Source organism: Burkholderia sp. 567, assembly GCF_040545115.1.
Taxonomy (GTDB): domain Bacteria; phylum Pseudomonadota; class Gammaproteobacteria; order Burkholderiales; family Burkholderiaceae; genus Burkholderia; species Burkholderia ambifaria.
On record NZ_JBEPLG010000008.1, the window covers coordinates 79540 to 99161 of the forward strand.

Sequence of the window (19622 nt, forward strand, 5' to 3'; positions counted from 1 at the left end):
GTCGCTATAATCGGCCGGTCTGCGTTGCGCGCATCAGCGGCCCGGTCGGGCAGGGGAGCGGAAAGTGAGGATCACGACGGATATCGGGCAGGATCTCGACGCGCTGCGCGACGTGCCGGCCGCGATCGTGCTCGACGAATCCGCATGGCCGCCGTTGCCGCCACGGCGGGCCGATTTCGACGGGGTGACGCGCGGCAATGGAGCGCAGCGCGAACTCGGCCTGATGCTGCTCGACCTCTACGCGGTCGCCGCGCGGTCGAGCATCGGCGAATTCGAGTGCCGCTTCTTTTCGCTGCTGCAGGCGCTCATCCCCTTCGACGCCGCATGGACCGGCGTCGCCACGCACGTGCCGACCGGCCCCGTGATGCACAACAGCTTCCTGTATCGCCTTCCGCACGCGTTCTTCAGCGACTGGAAACGTGTGCGCGACTGCGATCCGCTCGCGCAACGCACGCTGCTCGGCGCGCACGGTCGAGCGGTGCGCCTGTCGGTCGTCGAACCAGGGTTCGATGCACGGTTTCGCGACTGGTGCGTGAAGTACGGGCTGGCGCAGTTGATGTGCGTGTGCACGCTCGATCGCCGCTTCGGGTTGACGACCTTCATGTCGATCTATCGCCAGGGCCTGAATCGTCCGTTCAGCGACGACGATGCGAGCCGCTTCGAGGAAGTGATCCCGCATCTGGCTGCCGCGCTGACGATCAACCGCGCGGCGCAGCTCACGCGCGAGCGCGACGACGCGGTTGCGCCGGCGGCACGCGCGCTGTGCGACAACTTCGGCGTGCTGCATCACGCCGATCACGGCTTCGACGACGTGCTGCGCACCGAATGGCCGACATGGACCGGCCCGCGTATCCCGGAGCCGCTGGTCGCGCATGGGCGACGCCAGTCGGGCCAGCCGTTCATCGGCGACGCGTTGCGCATCCAGTGCGTGCCCGTCGCGGGGCTGTTCCAGATCGAGGCGCGGCCGCGCTCGCTGCTCGACCGGCTGAGTCCGCGCGAACTGGCGGCGATCCGCTATTACGGCACCGGACGCTCGCATAAGGAGGTCGCCCAGCAGATGGCGATTTCGCCGACGACCGTCCGTCACTACCTGCGCTGCGCGTACCGCAAGCTTGGCATGCACGACAAGAGCCAGATCGCCGGCGTGCTCGGCGCGGCCGGTGGCCCGAGCGTCGACGAGCCGCCGGAGGCGGGCGGTGCGGCGCGCTGAATCGCCCGTGCGAACCCACGCCGCGGGCGCTTGCGTAAATGGTTGTGCCCGCAACCATTGAGCGTTATGCTCGTCAGCTTCCCGAAGACGGAATTTCATCATGAACGACACGAATTCAGGGTCGGTGCGCGCGGCGGTGGTCGGTGTCGGCGCGATCGGCGGATTGCTCGCGGCGGCGCTGTCGCGCGCCGGCATGACGGTGAGCGCCTACGCGCGCGGCGCGACGCTCGATGCGCTGAACGCACACGGCGTGCGCGTGATCGACGAGGCGGGCGCGGTGTCGTCGGTCCCGGTGCGCGCGAGCGACGACGCGGCCGCGCTCGGCGTGCAGGACTACGTGGTGATCGCGCTGAAGGCGCAGGCGTTGCCGGCGCTAGCCGCGCGCATCGCGCCGCTGGTCGGGCCCGGCACGGTGATCGTCGCCGCGATGAACGGGCTGCCGTGGTGGTTCACGCACGGGCTCGCGGGCCCGCTCGACGGCGTGCCGCTCGACGCGGTCGACCCGGACGGTGCGGTCTCGGCGGCGCTGCCGCCCGGGCAGGCGATCGGCTGCGTCGTGCACCTGTCGTCGAGTACCGATGCGCCGGGTATTGTGCGCCGCGGTCGCGGCAACCGCCTGATCATTGGCTCGCCCGATGCGCGGCTCGACGCGCCGACCGCGCGATTCGCGGCGGCGCTCGCCGCGGGCGGCTTCGACGTCGAATCGACGCCGGCGATCCGCACCGAGATCTGGACGAAGCTGTGGGGCAACATGAACATGAATCCGTTGAGCGCGCTCACGGGTTCGACCACCGAGCAACTGCTCGACGATCCGTTCACGCGAGACCTTGCATTGCGGATGATGGAGGAGGCGGCCGCGATCGGCGCGAAGCTCGGTCTCGATACGGGGATGGCCGGGCCCGAGCGGATCGCCTTGACGCGCAAGCTGGGCGCGTTCAAGACGTCGATGCTGCAGGATTTCGAGGCCGGGCGACCGCTCGAGACCGGGCCGATCCTCGGCGTGTTTCCGGAGCTGGGGCGCAAGCTCGACGTGCCGACGCCGTATTGCGACGCGGTGCTGGGGTTGCTGCGTCAGCGCGCGGCGAACAGCGGGCTATAGCGCAAGGGGATCGCTGCGGCGGTGGCCTGGTTTGATGAAGGACGACGAGCAGTCGTTCGATACGTGCACGGCGGGGAAAACCGGGCCGCCGCCCGTGCGCTTGCGCGATTCACGCGACGGAGACGAATGGGGCGATCTGCAGGATTCATCTGAATAAAGCAGGGGCGGGGGGATCGCTTGTGACGCATCTGCGCGGGCCGGCGTACAGCGCGGCGAGTCCGGTACAGGCGCCACACATTCGCAACGCGCACAGGGACACGGATCGCCCCCGCCACGAGACTCACTCGTCGCCGTCGACCGCGTGCGCGACCACCTTGTCGAGCAGCCGCTCGAACGTCTGGCGCTCGCTGTCGGACAGGCATGCGAGCAAGCCTTCATTCCACTTGCGCACGATCGGCATGATCCGGCGATGCAGCGCGCGGCCGTCGGCCGTCAGCGCGATCAGCACGATCCGGCCGTCGTCCTCGCTCGCGCTGCGCTCGAGCAGCCCCTGGCGCAGCAGCGCTTCCGCCGCGCGGCTCGCCTGGCTCTTGTCGAGATTGGTATGACGTGCGAGATCCATGATCGAGAACGGACCGAACGCGCCGACGGCGGCGATCACGCGCGCCTCGGGCAGCGAGATGTCCAGCTTGTGCCGGTACACGTCGGCGATCCCGCGGTCGGATCGCTTCGTGAGCGCATGGAGGCGATAGGTCAGAAACTGATCGAGCCCGGCTTGACGGCCTTTCATGTCGAATCCTGAAGAAAAAGGGCGGGCCCGATTGTTCCTGTATCGCGCGCTCGGGTCAACGGTCAGTGTGCGCCGTACTTCAGCCGTGTCAACTGCTCCGCTTCGTTCGCGAGCAGATTCGCCGCGTCGCGGATCGCGACGTCGAGCGTGATCGGCCCCGGTGCGGGTGAGAAGCAGCCGGCGAAGTGTTCGGACAGGCGCGGCAGCGCGGCCGAGTCGACGGCGCCCGACAGCAGCGACGCGGGCACGCCGGCGGCCTGCGCGTGACGGCACGCGATGAACGGCGCCTTGCCGTGCAGCGTCTGCACGTCGGAGCGGCCTTCGCCGGTGATCAGCCAGTCGGCGCCGGCGAGCGCCGCGTCGAGCCCGACCTGCCGCGCGACGACTTCCGCGCCGGCTTCGAACCGCGCGCCCAGCATGTGCAGCGCAAAACCCAGGCCGCCCGCGGCGCCGGCACCGGCCAGGTCGCGGCCGCGCCGGTCGAGCGCCGCCTCGAGCAGGTCGGCGAAGTGGCCGAGCGCGGCATCGAGGGTCGCGACTTGCTCGGGCGCCACGCCCTTTTGCGGACCGAACACCTCGGTCGCGCCATGCGGGCCCGTCAGCGGATTGTCGACGTCGGACATGCCGATGAATTCCGCTTCCTTCAGACGCGGATCGAGGGCTGACGCGTCGATCCGCGCGATGTTTGCGAGCCGCGCGGGGACGGGCTCGACCGGCTGGCCGGCCGCGTCGAAGCATTGCAGGCCGAGGCCCGCGAGCAACCCTGCGCCCGCGTCGTTGGTGCTGCTGCCGCCGAGCGCGACGAAGAAGCGGCGCACGCCTTCGTCGAGCAGCGTGCGGATTGCTTCGCCCATCCCGCGCGTGCTGCGCGCGTCGACCGGCACGCTCATGCCGACCGCGTCGGTGATGCCGACGATCTCGGCCGTCTCGACGATCGCAGTGCGCGCATCGATCACGCCCACCGCCGCATCGCGTGCCGCGAGCGACGCGCCGGCCACCTGCAGCGCACGCCGCGTGCCGCCGCCTGCCAGCATCGCATCGAGCGTGCCTTCGCCGCCGTCGGCCATCGGGCAGCAGCGCACGACCGCGTCGGGGCGAGCCCGGCGGATGCCGGTGGCGATCGCGTCCGCGACCTGCTCGGCGGAAAGCGAGCCTTTGAACGAATCGGGCGCGATGACGACGACAGGCGCGGACGGGTGGTGCGGCATGGTGTCTCCGGGAAGCGTAATTGGTGTGAAAAATGGGGGCGCGACGGCGGCGCACCCTCATTCGGAGCTTACAGGATGGCGGGCGCGCGGTGGATACGTCGTTCGGCATAGCGACAATCCGCGCGCATTGCCGTGCACGGGCGCGGGCGGCATGCAGGAGCGCACCCCTGTCATGAGGGATCTGGCGGTACGAGGAAAATTGTTTGCTAGAATAGTCGATTCTTCCGGCCAAAGCCGTGCTCCGAGCCGCTTGCGCTAGCCATTCGGCGCGTGCAGGGATGGCGTGGCGCTCCGGCGCGGCATGTGGATGTGATGCACATCTCGCCGCAGGCAGGCACGGCAAGGAAAACCCGATTCGCTCGAATAATTTTAGGACGATTGAAGCCATGGCTAACGTTGTTGAGAACCTCGGCAAGCTTGAACGCCGCGTGACGATTTCCCTGCCGAAAGACACCGTGCAGAAGGAAATCGACGCCCGTATCCAGAAACTCGCGAAGAACGTTCGCATGCCGGGTTTCCGCCCGGGTAAGGTGCCGCTGAAGATGGTCGCCCAGCAGTACTCGGGTCAGGTCGAAGCGGAAGTGCTGAGCGACAAGATCGGCCAGGAATTCTTCACGATCAGCCGCGCGGAAAACCTGCGCGTGGCCGGCCAGCCGAGCTTCGAGCCGAAGCAGGAGCAGGCCGAAGACGCATACGCGTTCGACGCGACGTTCGAGGTCTACCCGGAAGTGAAGATCGGCGATCTGGCGACGGCTGAAGTCGAGCGCTCGACCACGTCGATCGGCGACGCCGAAATCGACCGCACGCTGGACATCCTCCGCAAGCAGCGCGTGCACTACCACGCTCGCGGCGAAGCCGGCGAGCACGGCGACGGCGGCGCGGACACCGCGGCGAAGGACGGCGATCGCGTGACGGTCGACTTCGTCGGCAAGATCGACGACGTCGCGTTCCAGGGCGGCACGGCCGAAGACTTCCCGTTCGTGCTCGGCGAAGGCCGCATGCTGCCGGAATTCGAAACGGCGGCGCTCGGCCTGAAGGTCGGCGAACAACGTACGTTCGACCTGAAGTTCCCGGACGACTACCACGGCAAGGACGTGGCGGGCAAGACGGCGCAATTCACGGTCACGATGAAGAAGATCGAGTGGCCGCACCTGCCGGAAATCGACGCCGAATTCGCGAAGTCGCTCGGCATCGAAGACGGCGACCTGACGAAGATGCGCGCCGAGATCAAGGAAAATCTCGAGCGCGAAGCGAAGCGCCGCACGCAGTCGATCGTCAAGAACCAGGTGATGGACGCGCTGCTGAAGATTTCCGAACTCGACGTGCCGAAGGCGCTGATCGAGCAGGATCAGCAACGCCTCGTCGAAATGGCTCGCCAGGATCTGGCGCAGCGCGGCGTGCCGAACGCGAAGGACGCACCGATTCCGGCCGAGATGTTCGCCGAGCAGGCAGAGCGTCGCGTGAAGCTGGGCCTCGTGCTGGCCGAACTCGTGAAGGCGAACGGCCTCGAAGCGAAGCCGGAACAGATCCGCGCGGAAGTCGACGAGTTCGCGAAGAGCTACGAAGACCCGAAGGAAGTGGTCCGCTGGTATTATTCCAACCAGCAGCGCCTCGCCGAGATGGAAGCGTTCGTCGTTGAAAGCAACGTCGTCGACTTCGTGCTGGGCAAGGCAAAGGTGACGGACAAGGAAGTGAGCTTCGAGGCACTCGCGAGCGCATCGTCGCAAGCGTAAGTGTCGCTCTAGCGGCGTGCCGGCTGTCGGAGCGACGGCCTGCACGCCGTTTTTACGTCAAGCGCACGGTTGCCATTAATATGGCGATTGAGCGGGCGGCTTCCTTCCGTTCAATTTTCCATTCGAACAAGGTTCATTGAATGATCACTCGCGCTGAATTGCTGGACATGCTTGCTTCGAACGCGCCGCAGGGTTTCGAGGCGCAAGCGCTGGGGCTGGTGCCGATCGTCGTCGAAACGAGCGGCCGCGGCGAGCGTTCGTACGATATTTATTCGCGTCTCCTGAAGGAGCGCCTGGTGTTCATGGTCGGCGAAGTGAACGACCAGACCGCCAACCTCGTGGTCGCGCAATTGTTGTTCCTCGAGAGCGAGAATCCCGACAAGGACATCAGCCTCTACATCAACAGCCCGGGCGGCTCGGTGTCGGCCGGCATGGCGATCTACGACACGATGCAGTTCATCAAGCCGGACGTGTCGACCCTCTGCATGGGCCTCGCGGCCAGCATGGGCGCATTCCTGCTCGCATCGGGCGCGAAGGGCAAGCGTTTCGCGCTGCCGAACTCGCGCGTGATGATTCACCAGCCGCTCGGCGGCGCACGCGGCCAGGCGTCCGACATCGAGATCCAGGCACGCGAAATCCTCTACCTGAAGGAACGGTTGAACAACCTGCTCGCGCAACATACGGGCCAGGACGTCGAGCGCATCGCGCGCGACACCGACCGTGATAACTTCATGTCGAGCGAGGACGCGAAGGCGTACGGGCTGATCGACCAGGTGCTGCTGAAGCGCCCCTGAAATTAAGTGGGGTGCCGCCCCGATTGGGGCGGCGCCCGCTGCAACGTCCCGAGTGCCTTGAGCATCTGCGGCAAGCGCATCCAGCCGGCTCCGGTCGCGCCCTAGGCGCGGCGTCCGGAGCATTCGGCGTATCATGTCATTTACCTGTCCGGAGGCTCTACATTCATGGCGGACAAAAAAGGTTCGAACAGCGAGAAGCTGTTGTATTGCTCGTTCTGCGGAAAGAGCCAGCATGAGGTGAAGAAACTCATTGCCGGCCCGTCGGTATTCATCTGCGATGAATGCATCGACCTCTGCAACGAGATCATTCGCGACGAGGCGGCTGCCGCCGGCGTCGAGGCCAGCCTGTCCCGGTCGGATCTGCCGAGCCCGCAGGAAATTCGCGACATCCTCGATCAGTACGTGATCGGGCAGGAGCGCGCGAAGAAGATCCTCGCGGTGGCCGTGTACAACCACTACAAGCGTCTGAAGCATCTCGACAAGAAGGACGACGTCGAGCTGTCGAAGAGCAACATCCTGCTGATCGGCCCGACGGGCTCCGGCAAGACGCTGCTCGCGCAGACGCTCGCGCGGTTGCTGAACGTGCCGTTCGTGATCGCCGATGCGACGACGCTGACCGAAGCCGGCTACGTCGGCGAGGACGTCGAGAACATCATCCAGAAGCTGTTGCAGAACTGCAACTACGAGGTCGACAAGGCCCAGCGCGGGATCGTCTACATCGACGAAATCGACAAGATCAGCCGCAAGTCGGACAACCCGTCGATCACGCGCGACGTGTCGGGCGAGGGCGTCCAGCAGGCGCTGCTGAAGCTCGTCGAAGGCACGATGGCGTCGGTGCCGCCGCAGGGTGGCCGCAAGCATCCGAACCAGGATTTCATTCAGGTCGACACGACCAACATCCTGTTCATTTGCGGCGGCGCGTTCGACGGTCTCGAGAAGGTGATCACCGATCGCACGGAAAAGACGGGCATCGGCTTTGGCGCGACGGTCAAGAGCAAGCAGGAACGCGACGCGGGCGAAGTGCTGCGCGAGACGGAACCGGAAGACCTGATCAAATTCGGTCTGATCCCCGAATTGATCGGCCGCCTGCCGGTGGTCGCGACGCTCGGCAAGCTCGATGAAGCCGCATTGATGAAGATCCTCGTCGAGCCGAAGAATGCGCTCGTCAAGCAGTATCACAAGCTGTTCGCGATGGAGCGCGTCGAGCTGGAAATCCGGCCGGGCGCATTGCAGGCAGTCGCCCGCAAGGCGATCCGCCGCAAGACCGGCGCGCGCGGCTTGCGTTCGATCATCGAACAGGCATTGCTCGACGTGATGTACGAGTTGCCGGCGATGAAAGGGGTCAGCAAGGTCATCATCGATGAAAACGTGATCGATGGCGACGGCAAACCCCTGCTGATCTATGAGGACACGCCGAAAGTGGCGGGTTCGAACTGACCGGCTTGCCGACGATGTTCTGCGAAAAAGGCCGTTCATGAGTCCGTGGGCGGCTTTTTTTCGTTTATCTTGTGGGTAACTCTGACTCGACACGCGGTGGTTACTTTCTTACCGAATATTTCCCGCACTTGAAGGCTTGCAATTCGTTGTGGCGGCCTCAATTACCGAACAATTGATTCCACTCATGGGGAAATGAAATGTCAGGCACCCAACTTCTCCCGCCGGAACGCATCACGCTCCCGCTGCTGCCGCTGCGGGACGTCGTCGTTTTCCCGCACATGGTGATTCCGCTCTTCGTGGGCCGGCCGAAATCGATCAAGGCCCTCGAAGCAGCGATGGAAGGCGGCAAGCACATCATGCTCGTCGCCCAGAAAACCGCGGCCAAGGACGAACCGACCGAAAAGGACATGTACGAGGTCGGTTGTATCGCCAACATCCTGCAGATGCTGAAGCTGCCGGACGGCACCGTGAAGGTGCTCGTCGAGGGCCTGCAGCGTGCGAAGGCGTTGTCGATCGAAGAACAGGAGACACAGTTCTCCTGCGACGTGATGCCGCTCGAGCCCGATCACGCCGACAGCGCGGAAACGGAAGCGCTGCGCCGCGCGATCGTGTCGCAGTTCGACCAGTACGTGAAGCTAAACAAGAAGATCCCGCCGGAGATTCTCACGTCGCTGTCGGGCATCGATGAAGCCGGTCGCCTCGCGGACATGATCGCCGAGCGTCTGCCGCTGAAGCTCGACCAGAAGCAGCACATCCTCGAGATGTTCCCGGTCATCGAGCGCCTCGAGCATCTGCTCGCGCAGCTCGAAGCCGAGATCGACATCCTGCAGGTCGAAAAGCGCATCCGCGGGCGCGTGAAGCGCCAGATGGAAAAGAGCCAGCGCGAGTACTACCTGAACGAACAGGTCAAGGCGATCCAGAAGGAACTGGGCGAAGGCGAGGAGGGTGCGGATCTCGAGGAACTCGAGAAGCGCATCAACGCCGCGCGCATGCCGAAGGAAGCGAAGAAGAAGGCCGACGCCGAGCTCAAGAAGCTGAAGCTGATGTCGCCGATGTCGGCGGAAGCGACCGTCGTGCGCAACTACATCGACACGCTGATCGGCCTGCCGTGGCGCAAGAAGAGCAAGGTCAACAACGATCTGTCGAACGCCGAGCAGGTGCTCGACGAGGATCACTTCGGCCTCGAGAAGGTGAAGGAACGCATTCTCGAGTACCTCGCGGTGCAACAGCGCGTGGACAAGGTCAAGGCGCCGATCCTGTGCCTCGTCGGGCCCCCGGGCGTCGGCAAGACCTCGCTCGGTCAGTCGATCGCGCGTGCGACGAACCGCAAGTTCGTCCGGATGGCGCTCGGCGGCGTGCGTGACGAAGCCGAGATCCGCGGTCACCGCCGGACGTACATCGGTTCGATGCCGGGCAAGATCCTGCAAAGCCTCGCGAAGGTCGGCGTGCGCAATCCGCTTTTCCTGCTCGACGAAGTCGACAAGATGGGCATGGATTTCCGCGGCGATCCGTCGTCGGCGCTGCTCGAAGTGCTCGATCCGGAACAGAACCACACGTTCGCCGATCACTACATCGAAGTCGACTTCGACCTGTCGGACGTGATGTTCGTCGCGACGTCGAACTCGCTGAACATCCCGCCGCCGCTGCTCGACCGGATGGAAGTGATCCGTCTGTCGGGCTACACGGAAGACGAGAAGGTCAGCATCGCGCAGCGTTACCTGCTGCCGAAGCAGAAGAAGAACAACGGGCTGAAGGACGGCGAGGTCGACGTCACCGAACAGGCGATCCGCGACATCATCCGCTACTACACGCGCGAAGCCGGTGTGCGTTCGCTCGAGCGGGAAGTGTCGAAGATCTGCCGCAAGGTCGTGAAGATGCTGCTGCTGAAGAAGGCATCGGGCGCGATCAAGGTCGATGGCGAGAACCTCGATACGTTCCTCGGCGTGCGCAAGTACGACTTCGGCCTCGCGGCGAAGGAAAATCAGGTCGGTCAGGTGACGGGCCTCGCGTGGACGGAAGTCGGCGGCGATCTGCTGACGATCGAAGCCGCGGTGATGCCGGGCAAGGGCAACGTGATTCGCACGGGCTCGCTCGGCGACGTGATGAAGGAGTCGGTCGAGGCTGCGCGTTCGGTCGTGCGCTCGCGTTCGCGGCGTCTGGGCATCAAGGACGAAGCGTTCGAGAAGCAGGACATCCACATCCACGTGCCGGAAGGTGCGACGCCGAAGGACGGTCCGTCGGCGGGCGGTGCGATGACGACCGCGCTGGTGTCGGTGCTGACGGGCATTCCCGTGCGTGCCGATGTCGCGATGACGGGCGAGATCACGCTGCGTGGCGAAGTGCTGCCGATCGGCGGGCTGAAGGAAAAGCTGCTGGCTGCGCATCGCGGCGGCATCAAGCTCGTGCTGATTCCGGAAGAGAACGTGAAGGATCTGGCGGACATTCCGGACAACGTGAAGAACGCGATCGAGATCGTGCCGGTCCGCTGGATCGACAAGGTGCTCGAGCTCGCGCTCGAACGTACGCCGACCCCGCTGCCGCCGGAAGAAGAGGCGAAGGCTGCGGCACCGGTTGGCGACGCGGCGAAGGATGCCGGCTCGACGGAAGTCGTCAAGCACTGAGAAGCCGAACGCCGTCGTTGACGGTGGTTCACGAAACCCGCGGCGTGTCCGCGGGTTTTTTTATGCGCGTCGGCATCGCGTGCGTGAGTGTTGAACGATGCGCGTTAAAAAAATTCACGTGCGGGCTTGGCAAAATGATCGGGGATGAATTAAACTTGCGGGCTCGCTGGTTGTTGATGCCGAAACGCAGATCGCAGCCAGAACGAATCGGAAACGGGTGCTTAGCTCAGCTGGTAGAGCGGCGCCCTTACAAGGCGTAGGTCGGGGGTTCGAACCCCTCAGCACCCACCAGTTTCCCGATTCAGCCAGACCAAGGAGCGGTAGTTCAGTCGGTTAGAATACCGGCCTGTCACGCCGGGGGTCGCGGGTTCGAGTCCCGTCCGCTCCGCCAGAAAATGAGAAAGCCCGCCTTGTGCGGGCTTTTTCATTTTCATCGCCGGCCGCGCCCCGTTCGTTGCGCACCTGCTTTTCTCCCGTGCCACCCCGTATGTTGTAATATCGGACGTTTTGTCCAATTTTCCCGTCACGCATGCTCGATTTCTTCCGTAATCACCAGCGCCTGATGATGGCGCTCCTGCTCCTTATCGTGTTGCCGGGGCTGGGTTTCGTCGGGATCCAAGGTTTCCGCGGCTTCTTCGACGACAGCGCGAACGTCGCTGCGGTCAACGGGCACAAGATCACGCGAGTCGAATTCGACGGCGCGTTCCGCCAGCAGATCGACCAGGCGCGCCAGGCGCTCGGTGGGCAGTTCGACATCAAGGCATTCGACACGCCGGAACACCGCAAGCAGGTGCTCGACGGCCTGATCCAGCAACGCGTGCTGGCCGATGAGACGCAACGCCTGCACCTGACCGCATCCGATAACGCCGTGCGCGACGCGCTGATGAGCGACCCGATGATCGCGTCGCTGAAGAAGCCCGACGGTTCGATCGACGTCGAGCGCTATGCCCAGCTGCTGTCGTTCCAGGGGATGACGCCCGAGCAGTACCAGGAGCGCGTGCGCTACAGCCTCGCGCTGCAGCAGATTCCGGCCAGCATCGTGGCGAGCGCATTCACGCCGAAGGGCCCGGCGCAACGCCTGTCGGAGCTGGCCGCGCAGCAGCGCGAAGTGCAGGCGCTCGTGCTGAAGACGAGCGACTACGCGGCGAAGGTGCAGCCGACCGACGCGCAGCTCACCGCGTACTATGACGCGCACAAGCAGAGCTTCGCGACGCCGGAAACCGCGACGATCCAGTATCTCGTCTATTCGCCGGCCGCGGCCGCCGCGAGCGCACAGCCGAACGATGCGGACATCAAGAAGTTCTACGACGACAACCCGACGCACTTCCGCTCGGAAGCGCAGGTACGCGTGAGCCATATCTTCATCGCCGCGGCGAGCGACGCGAGCGCCGCCGACAAGGCAGCCGCGAAGGCGAAGGCCGAGCAGCTGCTGGCCGACGTGAAGGCGCATCCGGACCAGTTCGCGCAGATCGCGCAGAAGAACTCGCAGGATGCACCGTCGGCAGCGAAGGGCGGCGATCTCGGCTTCATCACGCGCGGCTCGACGGCGGGCGGCAAGGCGTTCGACGATGCCGCATTCGCGCTGAAGCAGGGCGACGTGAGCGGTGTCGTGCAGTCGGATCTCGGTTTCCACATCCTGAAGGCGACGGAAGTGAAGCCGTCGGTGGTCAAGCCGTTCGCCGACGTGAAGGACCAGATCGCGGTGCAGCTGAAGCAGCAGTATGCGGCGAAGGCGTTCACGGACAACGCGGAAGGCTTCACGTCGACCGTGTATGAAAAGGCGAAGACGCTGCAGCCGGCCGCCGACAAGTACAAGCTGACGATCCAGATTGCCACCGTCATGCCGACGCCGAATCCGCAGCTGCCGCCGACGAGCCCGCTGAACAACCCGAAGTTCCTCGCCGCCGTGTTCGCGAGCGACTCGGTGAAGAGCCGGAACAACACGCAGGCGATCGACGTGGGCAACAACACGCTGATCTCGGCGCGCGTGACCGACTACAAGCCGGCTGCCGTGCCGGCGCTCGACACGATCAAGGACGCGGTGCGTCAGAAGGTCGTCGCCGAGCAAGCCACGGAACTCGCGAAGAAGGACGGCGCGGCGAAGCTGGCCGAGCTGCAGAAGTCGAAATCGGCCGATGGCTTCACGCCCGTGCAGAAGGTGTCGCGCATGCAATCGCAAGGCCTGACGCCGGCCGCGCTGAGCGCCGTGTACAAGGTCGATGCGAAGACGCTGCCGGCCTACGTCGGGGTCGATCTCGGTGCGGACGGCTACGCGATCTATCGCGTGAACGCGGTGATTCCGGGCACGGCCGTCGATCCGCAGCAGCTCGCGGCCGCGCAGCAGCAGATGGCGCAGGTCGAAGCGCAAAGCGAAGGCGAAGCGTATCTCGCCGCGCTGCGCGACCGCTCGAAGGTGAAGCTGTACGGCACCACGCCGAGCCAGTCGCAGGACAGCGGCAACTGAGCGAAGCGCCATTAACGGTTTCGCACGCAACAAAAGAAAGCCCCGCTTCGAGCGGGGCTTTCTTTTTCCAGGCCGGGGTGAATCGCCAGATCAGCCGCGTGGTTTGCCGAGCAGCGGTTTCAGCGCGGGCCAGACGTTGTCGAGCAGGACGCCCTGCGCCTGCTGCGTGGGATGCATCTGGTCCGACTGGAACATCTCCGGCTTGTTCTCGATGCCGGCCAACAGGAACGGCACGAGCGGAACGCCGAGTTCCTTCGACAGCCGCGTATAGAGCGCATGGAATTTCTGCGTGTAATCGGGCCCGTAGTTGGGCGGCACGTACATGCCGACCAGCACGACCTTCGCACGCGCTTGCCGCGCATCGGCGATGATGTCACGCAGGTTCTGCTCGGTCGTCGCGAGCGGCACGCCGCGCAGCGCGTCGTTCGACCCGAGTTCGACGACGACGATCGACGGCTTGAGCCGTTGCAGCACCGCGGGCAGCCGTGCGCGGCCGCCGCTCGTGGTGTCGCCGCTGACGCTTGCGTTCGCGACGCTATAATCGATTCGCTCGGTCGCGAGCCGTTGCCGCAGCAGCGCAACCCAGCCGGTGTCGCGCGGCAGTCCGTATTCGGCCGACAGGCTGTCGCCGAGCACGACGAGCGCGGGCCGGCCCTGGCCCGATGTCGGGGCCGCCGTCGCGGCGCGTGCGGGCATGGTTGCTGCGAGCAGCGTCCCCAGCAGCGCGGCGAGCGCCGCGCGTCTCTTCCAGTGGAATGTCGTGTCCATGTTCAAGATTACCGATCCGATCATCGAAGTCCAAGACGTATACAAGCGGGTCGCCGATGCAACGGGCGAGCTGACGATCCTCGACGGCATCACGCTCAGTGTGCGATCCGGCAGCAGCCTCGCGATCGTCGGTGCGTCGGGGTCCGGCAAATCGACGCTGCTCGGCCTGCTTGCGGGGTTGGACAGCGCGACGAGCGGCACGGTTCGCCTGCTCGGTCGTGCGCTCGACCAGCTCGACGAGGACGAGCGTGCCGCGCTGCGCAACGGCGCCGTCGGATTCGTGTTTCAGTCATTCCAGTTGATGCCGCACCTGACGGCGCTCGAGAACGTGATGCTGCCGCTCGAGCTGCGGGGCGGCATCGGTGCGCGCGAAGCGGCCGAGCGGGCCCGCGCGCTGCTCGTGCAGGTCGGTCTTGGCGAGCGCACCGCGCATTATCCGAAGCTGCTGTCCGGTGGCGAACAGCAGCGCGTCGCGCTCGCGCGCGCGTTCGTCACGCACCCGGCGATCCTGTTCGCCGACGAACCCACCGGCAGCCTCGATGCGGCCACGGGCCACGCGGTCATCGACCTGATGTTCGAACTGAACCGCGCGCACGGCGCGACGCTCGTGCTCGTCACGCACGATGCCGAACTCGCGCGGCGCTGCGCGACGACGGTCACGATCGACGCCGGACGCATCGTCGCGCCGCAGGCGGCGTAGCAAGGCGCTGAATGCTGGCGCCGGTCGCACACGGTCGATCGCCGGTGCGACCGGCATGCGCATGACGTGGTCGCGTCAGCGCTTGAGCGCCGCACGCGCGCGCTCGATCAGCGCGGTCGTCGACGAATCATGCTTCGCGGGATCGACCGACTCGGCCGACAGGTCGGCTTCGACGACCTTGCCGAGAATCTTGCCGAGCTCGACGCCCCACTGGTCGAACGGATTGATGTCCCACACCGTCGCCTGCACCAGCACCTTGTGCTCGTAGAGCGCGATCAGCGCGCCGAGCGTGCGCGGCGTCAGCGCATCCACCAGCAGCGTCGTCGTCGGCCGGTTGCCGGGGAACGTCAGGTGCGGCGCGAGCGCTTCCTTGCCGGGGCCGGCGACCTTGCGTGCTTCGTCGAGCGTGCGGCCGAGCATCAGCGCTTCGCTCTGCGCGAAGCAGTTCGCGAGCAGCTTCGGATGATGGCTCGCGAGCGGATGCTCGGGCGTCAGCACCGCGATGAAGTCGATCGGCACGATCGTCGGGCCCTGGTGCAGCATCTGGAAGAACGCGTGCTGGCCGTTGGTGCCGGGCTCGCCCCACGTGACGGCCGACGTCGGGTAGTCGACGAACGTGCCGTCCAGGCGTGCGGACTTGCCGTTGCTTTCCATCTCGAGCTGCTGCAGGTACGACGGCAGGTAGTGCAGCGCTTCCGAATACGGCGCGACGAGATAGCTCTGCGAGCCGAAGAAGTTGCGGTACCAGATGCCGATCAGGCCGAGCAGCACCGGCAGGTTGCGCTCGAGCGGCGCCTGGCGGAAATGGCGGTCCATGTCGTTCGCGCCGGCGAGCAGTTCGTCGAACTGCTCGGGCCCGATCGCGATCATGATCGACAGGCCGACCGCCGACCACAGCGAATAGCGGCCGCCGACCCAGTCCCACATTTCGAACACGTTGTCCGCGTCGATGCCGAACTTCACGACTTCGGCCGGGTTCGCCGATACGCCGACGAAGTGCTTCGCGAGGGCGGTCTCGGGGCAGCCGCGCGCGACGAACCAGTCGCGCAGCGAGCGTGCGTTCGTCATCGTCTCGAGCGTCGTGAAGGTCTTCGACACGATGATCGCGAGCGTTTCCTCCGGGTCGACCTGTTCGAGTACGCGCGCGAGATCGGCGCCGTCGACGTTCGATACGAAGTGGGTCGAGATGTCCGGGCTCGCGACGTGATGCAGCGCATGTGTGACCATCTTCGGGCCGAGATCCGAGCCGCCGATGCCGATGTTGATCACGTGGCGGATGCGCTTGCCGGTGTAGCCGGTCCACGCGCCGCTGCGCACGGCGCGCGCGAAGGTCGCCATCTTCGCGCGCTCGGCACTGATCTGCGCATGGAACGGCGCGTGCGGGTCGGTCGCGCGCAATGCCGTGTGCAGCGCGGCGCGGCCTTCGGTCGGGTTGACGATCTCGCCGGCGAACATCGCGTCGCGGCGCGCTTCGACGCCCGCTTCGCGGGCCAGTTGCACGAGCAGGCGCAGCGTGTCGTCGTTGATGCGGTTCTTCGACAAGTCGGCCGCAAGGCCGCCGCCGGGAATCGTGAAGCGTTCGGCACGGGTCGGCGCGCGGTCGTTTTCCGGCGCGAACCAGTCGCGCAGGCGCGCATGGCGGATTTGTTCGAAGTGGGATTGAAGGGCAGTCCAGGCGGGGAGCGAATTCAGCGTCATGGCGGTTCGAGTGAAGCGTGAATCGGGAGGAATGCCGCGCCGGCTCATCGGGATCGGAAGGCCGGCGGACGAGAGGACCCGCCGTGCGGCGGGGCACTCAGTATAGCGGCGTTATATGTCGGCGCGCGGCGACGGGTAAAAAAGGCGATTGATCAGCGTGCGCACCATCGGCGCGAGTTCGCCCGCGACGAGGCCGGCCGGGCCGTTGCCGTTCGCGGTCAGCGTGTCGGCCGCGAGGCCGTGCAGATACACGCCCGCGAGCGCGGCTTTGTACGGCGCCACGCGCTGCGCGAGCAGCGCGCCGATCAGGCCGCCGAGCACGTCGCCGGTGCCGCCGGTCGCGAGCGCGGCATTGCCGGTCGGGTTGATCGTCAGGCGGCCGTCGGGCGCGGCAATCACCGTGCCCGAGCCCTTCAGCACGACGATGCTCGCGTAGCGCGCGGCGAGCGCCTGGGCAGCGGCCAGCCGATCGTGCTGGACCGTCGCGGTATCGCTGCCGAGCAGCCGTGCCGCCTCGAGCGGATGCGGCGTCAGCACGCACGCGAGGCCGTGCGCACCGCGGGCGGCAACGGCGGTCGCGAGCTCGGCGTGCGTTGCGACGAGGTTCAGCGCGTCGGCGTCGAGCAGCGTCACGGCGTCGTGCGCGAGCACGTCACGCACGAGGGTTGCCGCGGCCTCGCGCGTGCCGAGGCCGCAGCCTGCCGCGATCGCGGACATCGCATCGAGGTCGAGGCCGTCCGCCGGATGCAGCATCAACTCGGGAAACGGCGGGTCGTACGGCGGCGCGCCGGCGCCGAGGAAGCCGACATGCACCTTGCCGGCGCCCGCGAACAGCGCGGCACGCGCGGCGAGGATCGGCGCGCCGCACATGCCGGTGTCGCCGCCGAGCACCGCCAGGCTGCCGAACGTGCCCTTGTGCGACGCGAACGCGCGGGCGGGCAGCGCGGCGGCGAACCGGGCCGGCGCATTCAGCACGACGGCCGGCGCGGCGGGCGGAGCGACGTCGAGCGACGCGATGTGAATCTCGCCGGCGAGATCGCGGCCGTCGCCTGTGTAAAGGCCCGGCTTCGCGCCGATGAAGGTGAGCGTATGTGTCGCGGCGACGGCGACGCCCGCGCCGACGATCCGGCCCGTGTCGCTGTCCAGTCCGCTCGGCACGTCGAGCGCGAGCACGCGGCCGCCGCTTCGTGTGTGCGCGGCGATGCGCGCGGCCTGCGCGGCGAACGGGCCGTCGAGTGCGCGGCCGAGGCCGATGCCGAACAGTCCGTCGACGACCCACGCGTAATCGTCCAGCGATGCGGGTGGTTCGGTCGACAGCGGCACGCCGGCCGCGCGCGCGAGGCCGAGCGCCCATTGCGCATCGTCCGGCTTGACCGCGACCGGCATCCACGCCTGCGTGGCGACGCCAAGCTGCTGCAGCTGCGCGGCGGCCACCAGTGCGTCGCCACCGTTGTTGCCGGGGCCGACCGCGAACCAGACCGGCCGTTCGTCGCCGGCGACCCGTTCGGACAGCCAGCGCGCGGCGGCCGCGCCCGCGCGGCCCATCAGCGTGTGCGGCGGCAGTTCGGCGGTTGCGGCGGCCTCGGCCGCGCGCAGGTCGGCGACGCGCAGCAGCGCGAGCGGGGCGGAGTCGGGAAGCGGGCGGGTGTTCGTCATCGCGGAGTCATGGCGGCGAAGAGGAAGCCGCCCCGGGGGCGAGCCCGCGGCGGTCAGGTCGTGAAGCGCGCGGCGCTCAGCGCGGCGAGCGTGTCGGCCGGCCACTGCTGCGCGGCGCCGCCCACGCAGTCGGTCACCACTTTAGCAGACCCGCACGCGAGGCCCCAGCCGGCCGGGCCGTGGCCGAAATTGACGAACACGCGCGGATGCGGGGTCGGACCGACGACCGGCAGGCCGTCCGGCGACAGCAGCTGCGTGCCTTGCCACGACAGCGCGGCGGAAATCTTTGCGGCGCCCGGCACCCAGTCGTGGACGGCCTGGCCGAGCAGCGCGAGCGCGGCCTCGGACAACGGCTCGGGAAGCGGCTTCGCGGTGTCGGCGACGCTCTGCAGCACGCCGCCGCCGCCGATGCGCAACCGCTGGTGGGTGCGCGTGATCGAGATCCGCTTGATCGAATCGACGACGCTCAGGTGCGGCGCATGTTCTTCGTACGCGACCGGCGCGGTCAGCGTGTGGGCGCGCACCGGATGCAGCGGCAGCCGCCAGCCGAGCCGCTCCAGCAGCGGCAGGCTGCCGGCGCCGGCGGCGACCACGATCGCGTCGGCCGAAATCACGTCGACCTCGCGCGCCTTCGTCGCGTGCCGGCCGCCGGCCGGCGGCGCGAGCTCGACCGCGGCGCGGCCGGTGTCGACGCGGATCGCGGCGACGTCCGCGCCGAAGCGAAACTGCACGCCGTGCTCGTCGAGCGTCTGCTTGACCAGCTTCGCGAACAGCGGGCAGTTGCCGGTGCGCTCGGCCTCGAGCAGCACGCCGCCGGCGAAGCCGGGCTCGGCCGGCACCGACGGCTCGAGTGCCGCGCATTCGTCGGCGGTGAGCACCCGGTACGGCTGGTCGAGCGTGCGCAGCAGGTCGAGCGCCGGCTGCAGCGCGTCCCAGTCGCGCGTGTCGCGCACGACGTGCAGGATCCCGGGTTTCTGCTCGAATTCGAGCTGGAAGCGCGCCTCGATGTCGGCGAGCGACTCGCGCGACGCGTCGATCAGCGGGCGCAGCCGCGCGTACTGCGCGACGAATGCGTCGGGCTCGCGCAGCGCCGCGAGCTGCTTCACGAAGCGGCGCACGCCGCCGTTCAAGCCCGGCTTGTACACGATGCCGGTGTCGCGCGGCTGGCGCTGGTGCATGAAGGTGGGGCCGAACCAGACGTCGAGCGGGCTCGGCAGCAGCGCGCCGCCGTCGCCGTAGGTCGCACCCTGCGCGACGGTCGCGTGGCGCTCGACCACGCACACGCGATGGCCGGCCGCACGCAGCTGGTAGGCGGTGGCGACGCCGCTGAGTCCGCCGCCGATGACGATGACATCCATGGATTGCTTCGATGACGGGCGGCGCGCACGCCGCCCGGTGAGAATTCGCTGACGGGCCCCCGGCCCGGTGAACCGGGAATGATAGCGCCAAAAGCGCGCGAACCGGCGCCACGCGAGCCCATCCGATTCCGCCATCGTGCGGCCGC

General features: G+C 67.0%; 14 protein-coding genes and 2 tRNA genes. 10 read left to right on the plus strand and 6 right to left on the minus strand.

What is annotated here, in order from left to right:
- Positions 1-64: 64 nt before the first annotated feature.
- Both ABIC50_RS22955 and ABIC50_RS22960 read left to right on the plus strand, forming a co-directional pair.
- A complete protein-coding gene (locus ABIC50_RS22955; RefSeq protein WP_229060537.1) occupies positions 65-1210 on the plus strand; it encodes a helix-turn-helix transcriptional regulator in 1146 nt (381 codons plus the stop codon).
- Between the two features lie 100 nt (positions 1211-1310).
- Entirely contained in the window at positions 1311-2309 is a 999-nt protein-coding gene (locus ABIC50_RS22960) for a 2-dehydropantoate 2-reductase (protein WP_175745817.1), read from the plus strand.
- Between the two features lie 280 nt (positions 2310-2589).
- Here the strand turns inward: ABIC50_RS22960 and ABIC50_RS22965 are convergent, their stop codons facing one another.
- Both ABIC50_RS22965 and ABIC50_RS22970 read right to left on the minus strand, forming a co-directional pair.
- Positions 2590-3039, minus strand: coding sequence for a MarR family winged helix-turn-helix transcriptional regulator (locus ABIC50_RS22965; protein ID WP_011657164.1), 450 nt, complete (start codon positions 3037-3039; stop codon positions 2590-2592).
- 62 nt (positions 3040-3101) lie between these two features.
- Positions 3102-4247 (minus strand): glycerate kinase, encoded by a 1146-nt coding sequence (locus ABIC50_RS22970; RefSeq protein WP_354166972.1) that lies wholly within the window; start codon positions 4245-4247, stop codon positions 3102-3104.
- Between the two features lie 386 nt (positions 4248-4633).
- Here ABIC50_RS22970 and tig point away from each other — a divergent pair, with 386 nt between their 5' ends.
- The 7 genes from tig to ABIC50_RS23005 all read left to right on the plus strand — a co-directional run bounded on the left by tig (position 4634) and on the right by ABIC50_RS23005 (position 13296).
- A complete protein-coding gene (tig, locus tag ABIC50_RS22975; RefSeq protein ID WP_011657162.1) occupies positions 4634-5980 on the plus strand; it encodes a trigger factor in 1347 nt (448 codons plus the stop codon).
- 140 nt (positions 5981-6120) lie between these two features.
- A complete protein-coding gene (clpP, locus tag ABIC50_RS22980) occupies positions 6121-6774 on the plus strand; it encodes an ATP-dependent Clp endopeptidase proteolytic subunit ClpP (protein ID WP_006496351.1) in 654 nt (217 codons plus the stop codon).
- 165 nt (positions 6775-6939) lie between these two features.
- Positions 6940-8211 carry an ATP-dependent Clp protease ATP-binding subunit ClpX gene (clpX, locus tag ABIC50_RS22985; protein ID WP_006754177.1) on the plus strand — a complete coding sequence of 424 codons (1272 nt, stop codon included), beginning with the start codon at positions 6940-6942 and terminating at the stop codon, positions 8209-8211.
- A 197-nt stretch (positions 8212-8408) separates the two neighbouring features.
- Positions 8409-10832: an endopeptidase La gene (lon, locus tag ABIC50_RS22990; RefSeq protein ID WP_011657161.1), complete on the plus strand. Its 2424-nt coding sequence runs from the start codon at positions 8409-8411 to the stop codon at positions 10830-10832.
- A gap of 215 nt (positions 10833-11047) precedes the next feature.
- Positions 11048-11123: transfer RNA gene (locus tag ABIC50_RS22995), tRNA-Val, on the plus strand.
- A gap of 23 nt (positions 11124-11146) precedes the next feature.
- Positions 11147-11223, plus strand: a tRNA-Asp gene (locus tag ABIC50_RS23000).
- A gap of 138 nt (positions 11224-11361) precedes the next feature.
- Positions 11362-13296: a SurA N-terminal domain-containing protein gene (locus ABIC50_RS23005; protein WP_354166975.1), complete on the plus strand. Its 1935-nt coding sequence runs from the start codon at positions 11362-11364 to the stop codon at positions 13294-13296.
- A 90-nt stretch (positions 13297-13386) separates the two neighbouring features.
- On the opposite strand, the gene ABIC50_RS23010 is transcribed toward ABIC50_RS23005, so the two are convergent.
- Positions 13387-14064 carry an arylesterase gene (locus ABIC50_RS23010; RefSeq protein WP_354166977.1) on the minus strand — a complete coding sequence of 226 codons (678 nt, stop codon included), beginning with the start codon at positions 14062-14064 and terminating at the stop codon, positions 13387-13389.
- Here ABIC50_RS23010 and ABIC50_RS23015 point away from each other — a divergent pair.
- Positions 14063-14764, plus strand: a complete 702-nt coding sequence (locus tag ABIC50_RS23015) for an ABC transporter ATP-binding protein (RefSeq protein ID WP_354166980.1) — start codon at positions 14063-14065, stop codon at positions 14762-14764. The two genes, ABIC50_RS23010 and ABIC50_RS23015, sit on opposite strands and share 2 nt — an antisense overlap.
- Positions 14765-14839: 75 nt before the next feature.
- Here ABIC50_RS23015 and pgi read toward each other — a convergent pair whose 3' ends face one another.
- From pgi to ABIC50_RS23030, 3 genes are all read right to left on the minus strand, one after another.
- Positions 14840-16462 carry a glucose-6-phosphate isomerase gene (gene pgi / locus ABIC50_RS23020; RefSeq protein ID WP_175734953.1) on the minus strand — a complete coding sequence of 541 codons (1623 nt, stop codon included), beginning with the start codon at positions 16460-16462 and terminating at the stop codon, positions 14840-14842.
- 111 nt (positions 16463-16573) lie between these two features.
- Complete coding sequence (locus ABIC50_RS23025; RefSeq protein ID WP_354166983.1) at positions 16574-18118, minus strand: NAD(P)H-hydrate dehydratase; 1545 nt, start codon at positions 18116-18118, stop codon at positions 16574-16576.
- A gap of 53 nt (positions 18119-18171) precedes the next feature.
- Positions 18172-19476, minus strand: coding sequence for an FAD-dependent oxidoreductase (locus ABIC50_RS23030; protein WP_175737662.1), 1305 nt, complete (start codon positions 19474-19476; stop codon positions 18172-18174).
- Positions 19477-19622 lie beyond the last annotated feature (146 nt).

Bases quoted from the DNA above. Each gene is read 5' to 3' on its own strand.
- pgi (WP_175734953.1), bottom strand. From the start codon at position 16,462: ATGACGCTGAATTCGCTCCCCGCCTGGACTGCCCTTCAATCCCACTTC.
- ABIC50_RS22970 (WP_354166972.1), bottom strand. From the start codon at position 4,247: ATGCCGCACCACCCGTCCGCGCCTGTCGTCGTCATCGCGCCCGATTCG.
- clpP (WP_006496351.1), top strand. From the start codon at position 6,121: ATGATCACTCGCGCTGAATTGCTGGACATGCTTGCTTCGAACGCGCCG.
- ABIC50_RS23015 (WP_354166980.1), top strand. From the start codon at position 14,063: ATGTTCAAGATTACCGATCCGATCATCGAAGTCCAAGACGTATACAAG.
- lon (WP_011657161.1), top strand. From the start codon at position 8,409: ATGTCAGGCACCCAACTTCTCCCGCCGGAACGCATCACGCTCCCGCTG.
- ABIC50_RS23030 (WP_175737662.1), bottom strand. From the start codon at position 19,476: ATGGATGTCATCGTCATCGGCGGCGGACTCAGCGGCGTCGCCACCGCC.
- clpX (WP_006754177.1), top strand. From the start codon at position 6,940: ATGGCGGACAAAAAAGGTTCGAACAGCGAGAAGCTGTTGTATTGCTCG.
- ABIC50_RS22965 (WP_011657164.1), bottom strand. From the start codon at position 3,039: ATGAAAGGCCGTCAAGCCGGGCTCGATCAGTTTCTGACCTATCGCCTC.
- ABIC50_RS23010 (WP_354166977.1), bottom strand. From the start codon at position 14,064: ATGGACACGACATTCCACTGGAAGAGACGCGCGGCGCTCGCCGCGCTG.
- ABIC50_RS22960 (WP_175745817.1), top strand. From the start codon at position 1,311: ATGAACGACACGAATTCAGGGTCGGTGCGCGCGGCGGTGGTCGGTGTC.
- ABIC50_RS23005 (WP_354166975.1), top strand. From the start codon at position 11,362: ATGCTCGATTTCTTCCGTAATCACCAGCGCCTGATGATGGCGCTCCTG.
- ABIC50_RS23025 (WP_354166983.1), bottom strand. From the start codon at position 18,118: ATGACGAACACCCGCCCGCTTCCCGACTCCGCCCCGCTCGCGCTGCTG.
- tig (WP_011657162.1), top strand. From the start codon at position 4,634: ATGGCTAACGTTGTTGAGAACCTCGGCAAGCTTGAACGCCGCGTGACG.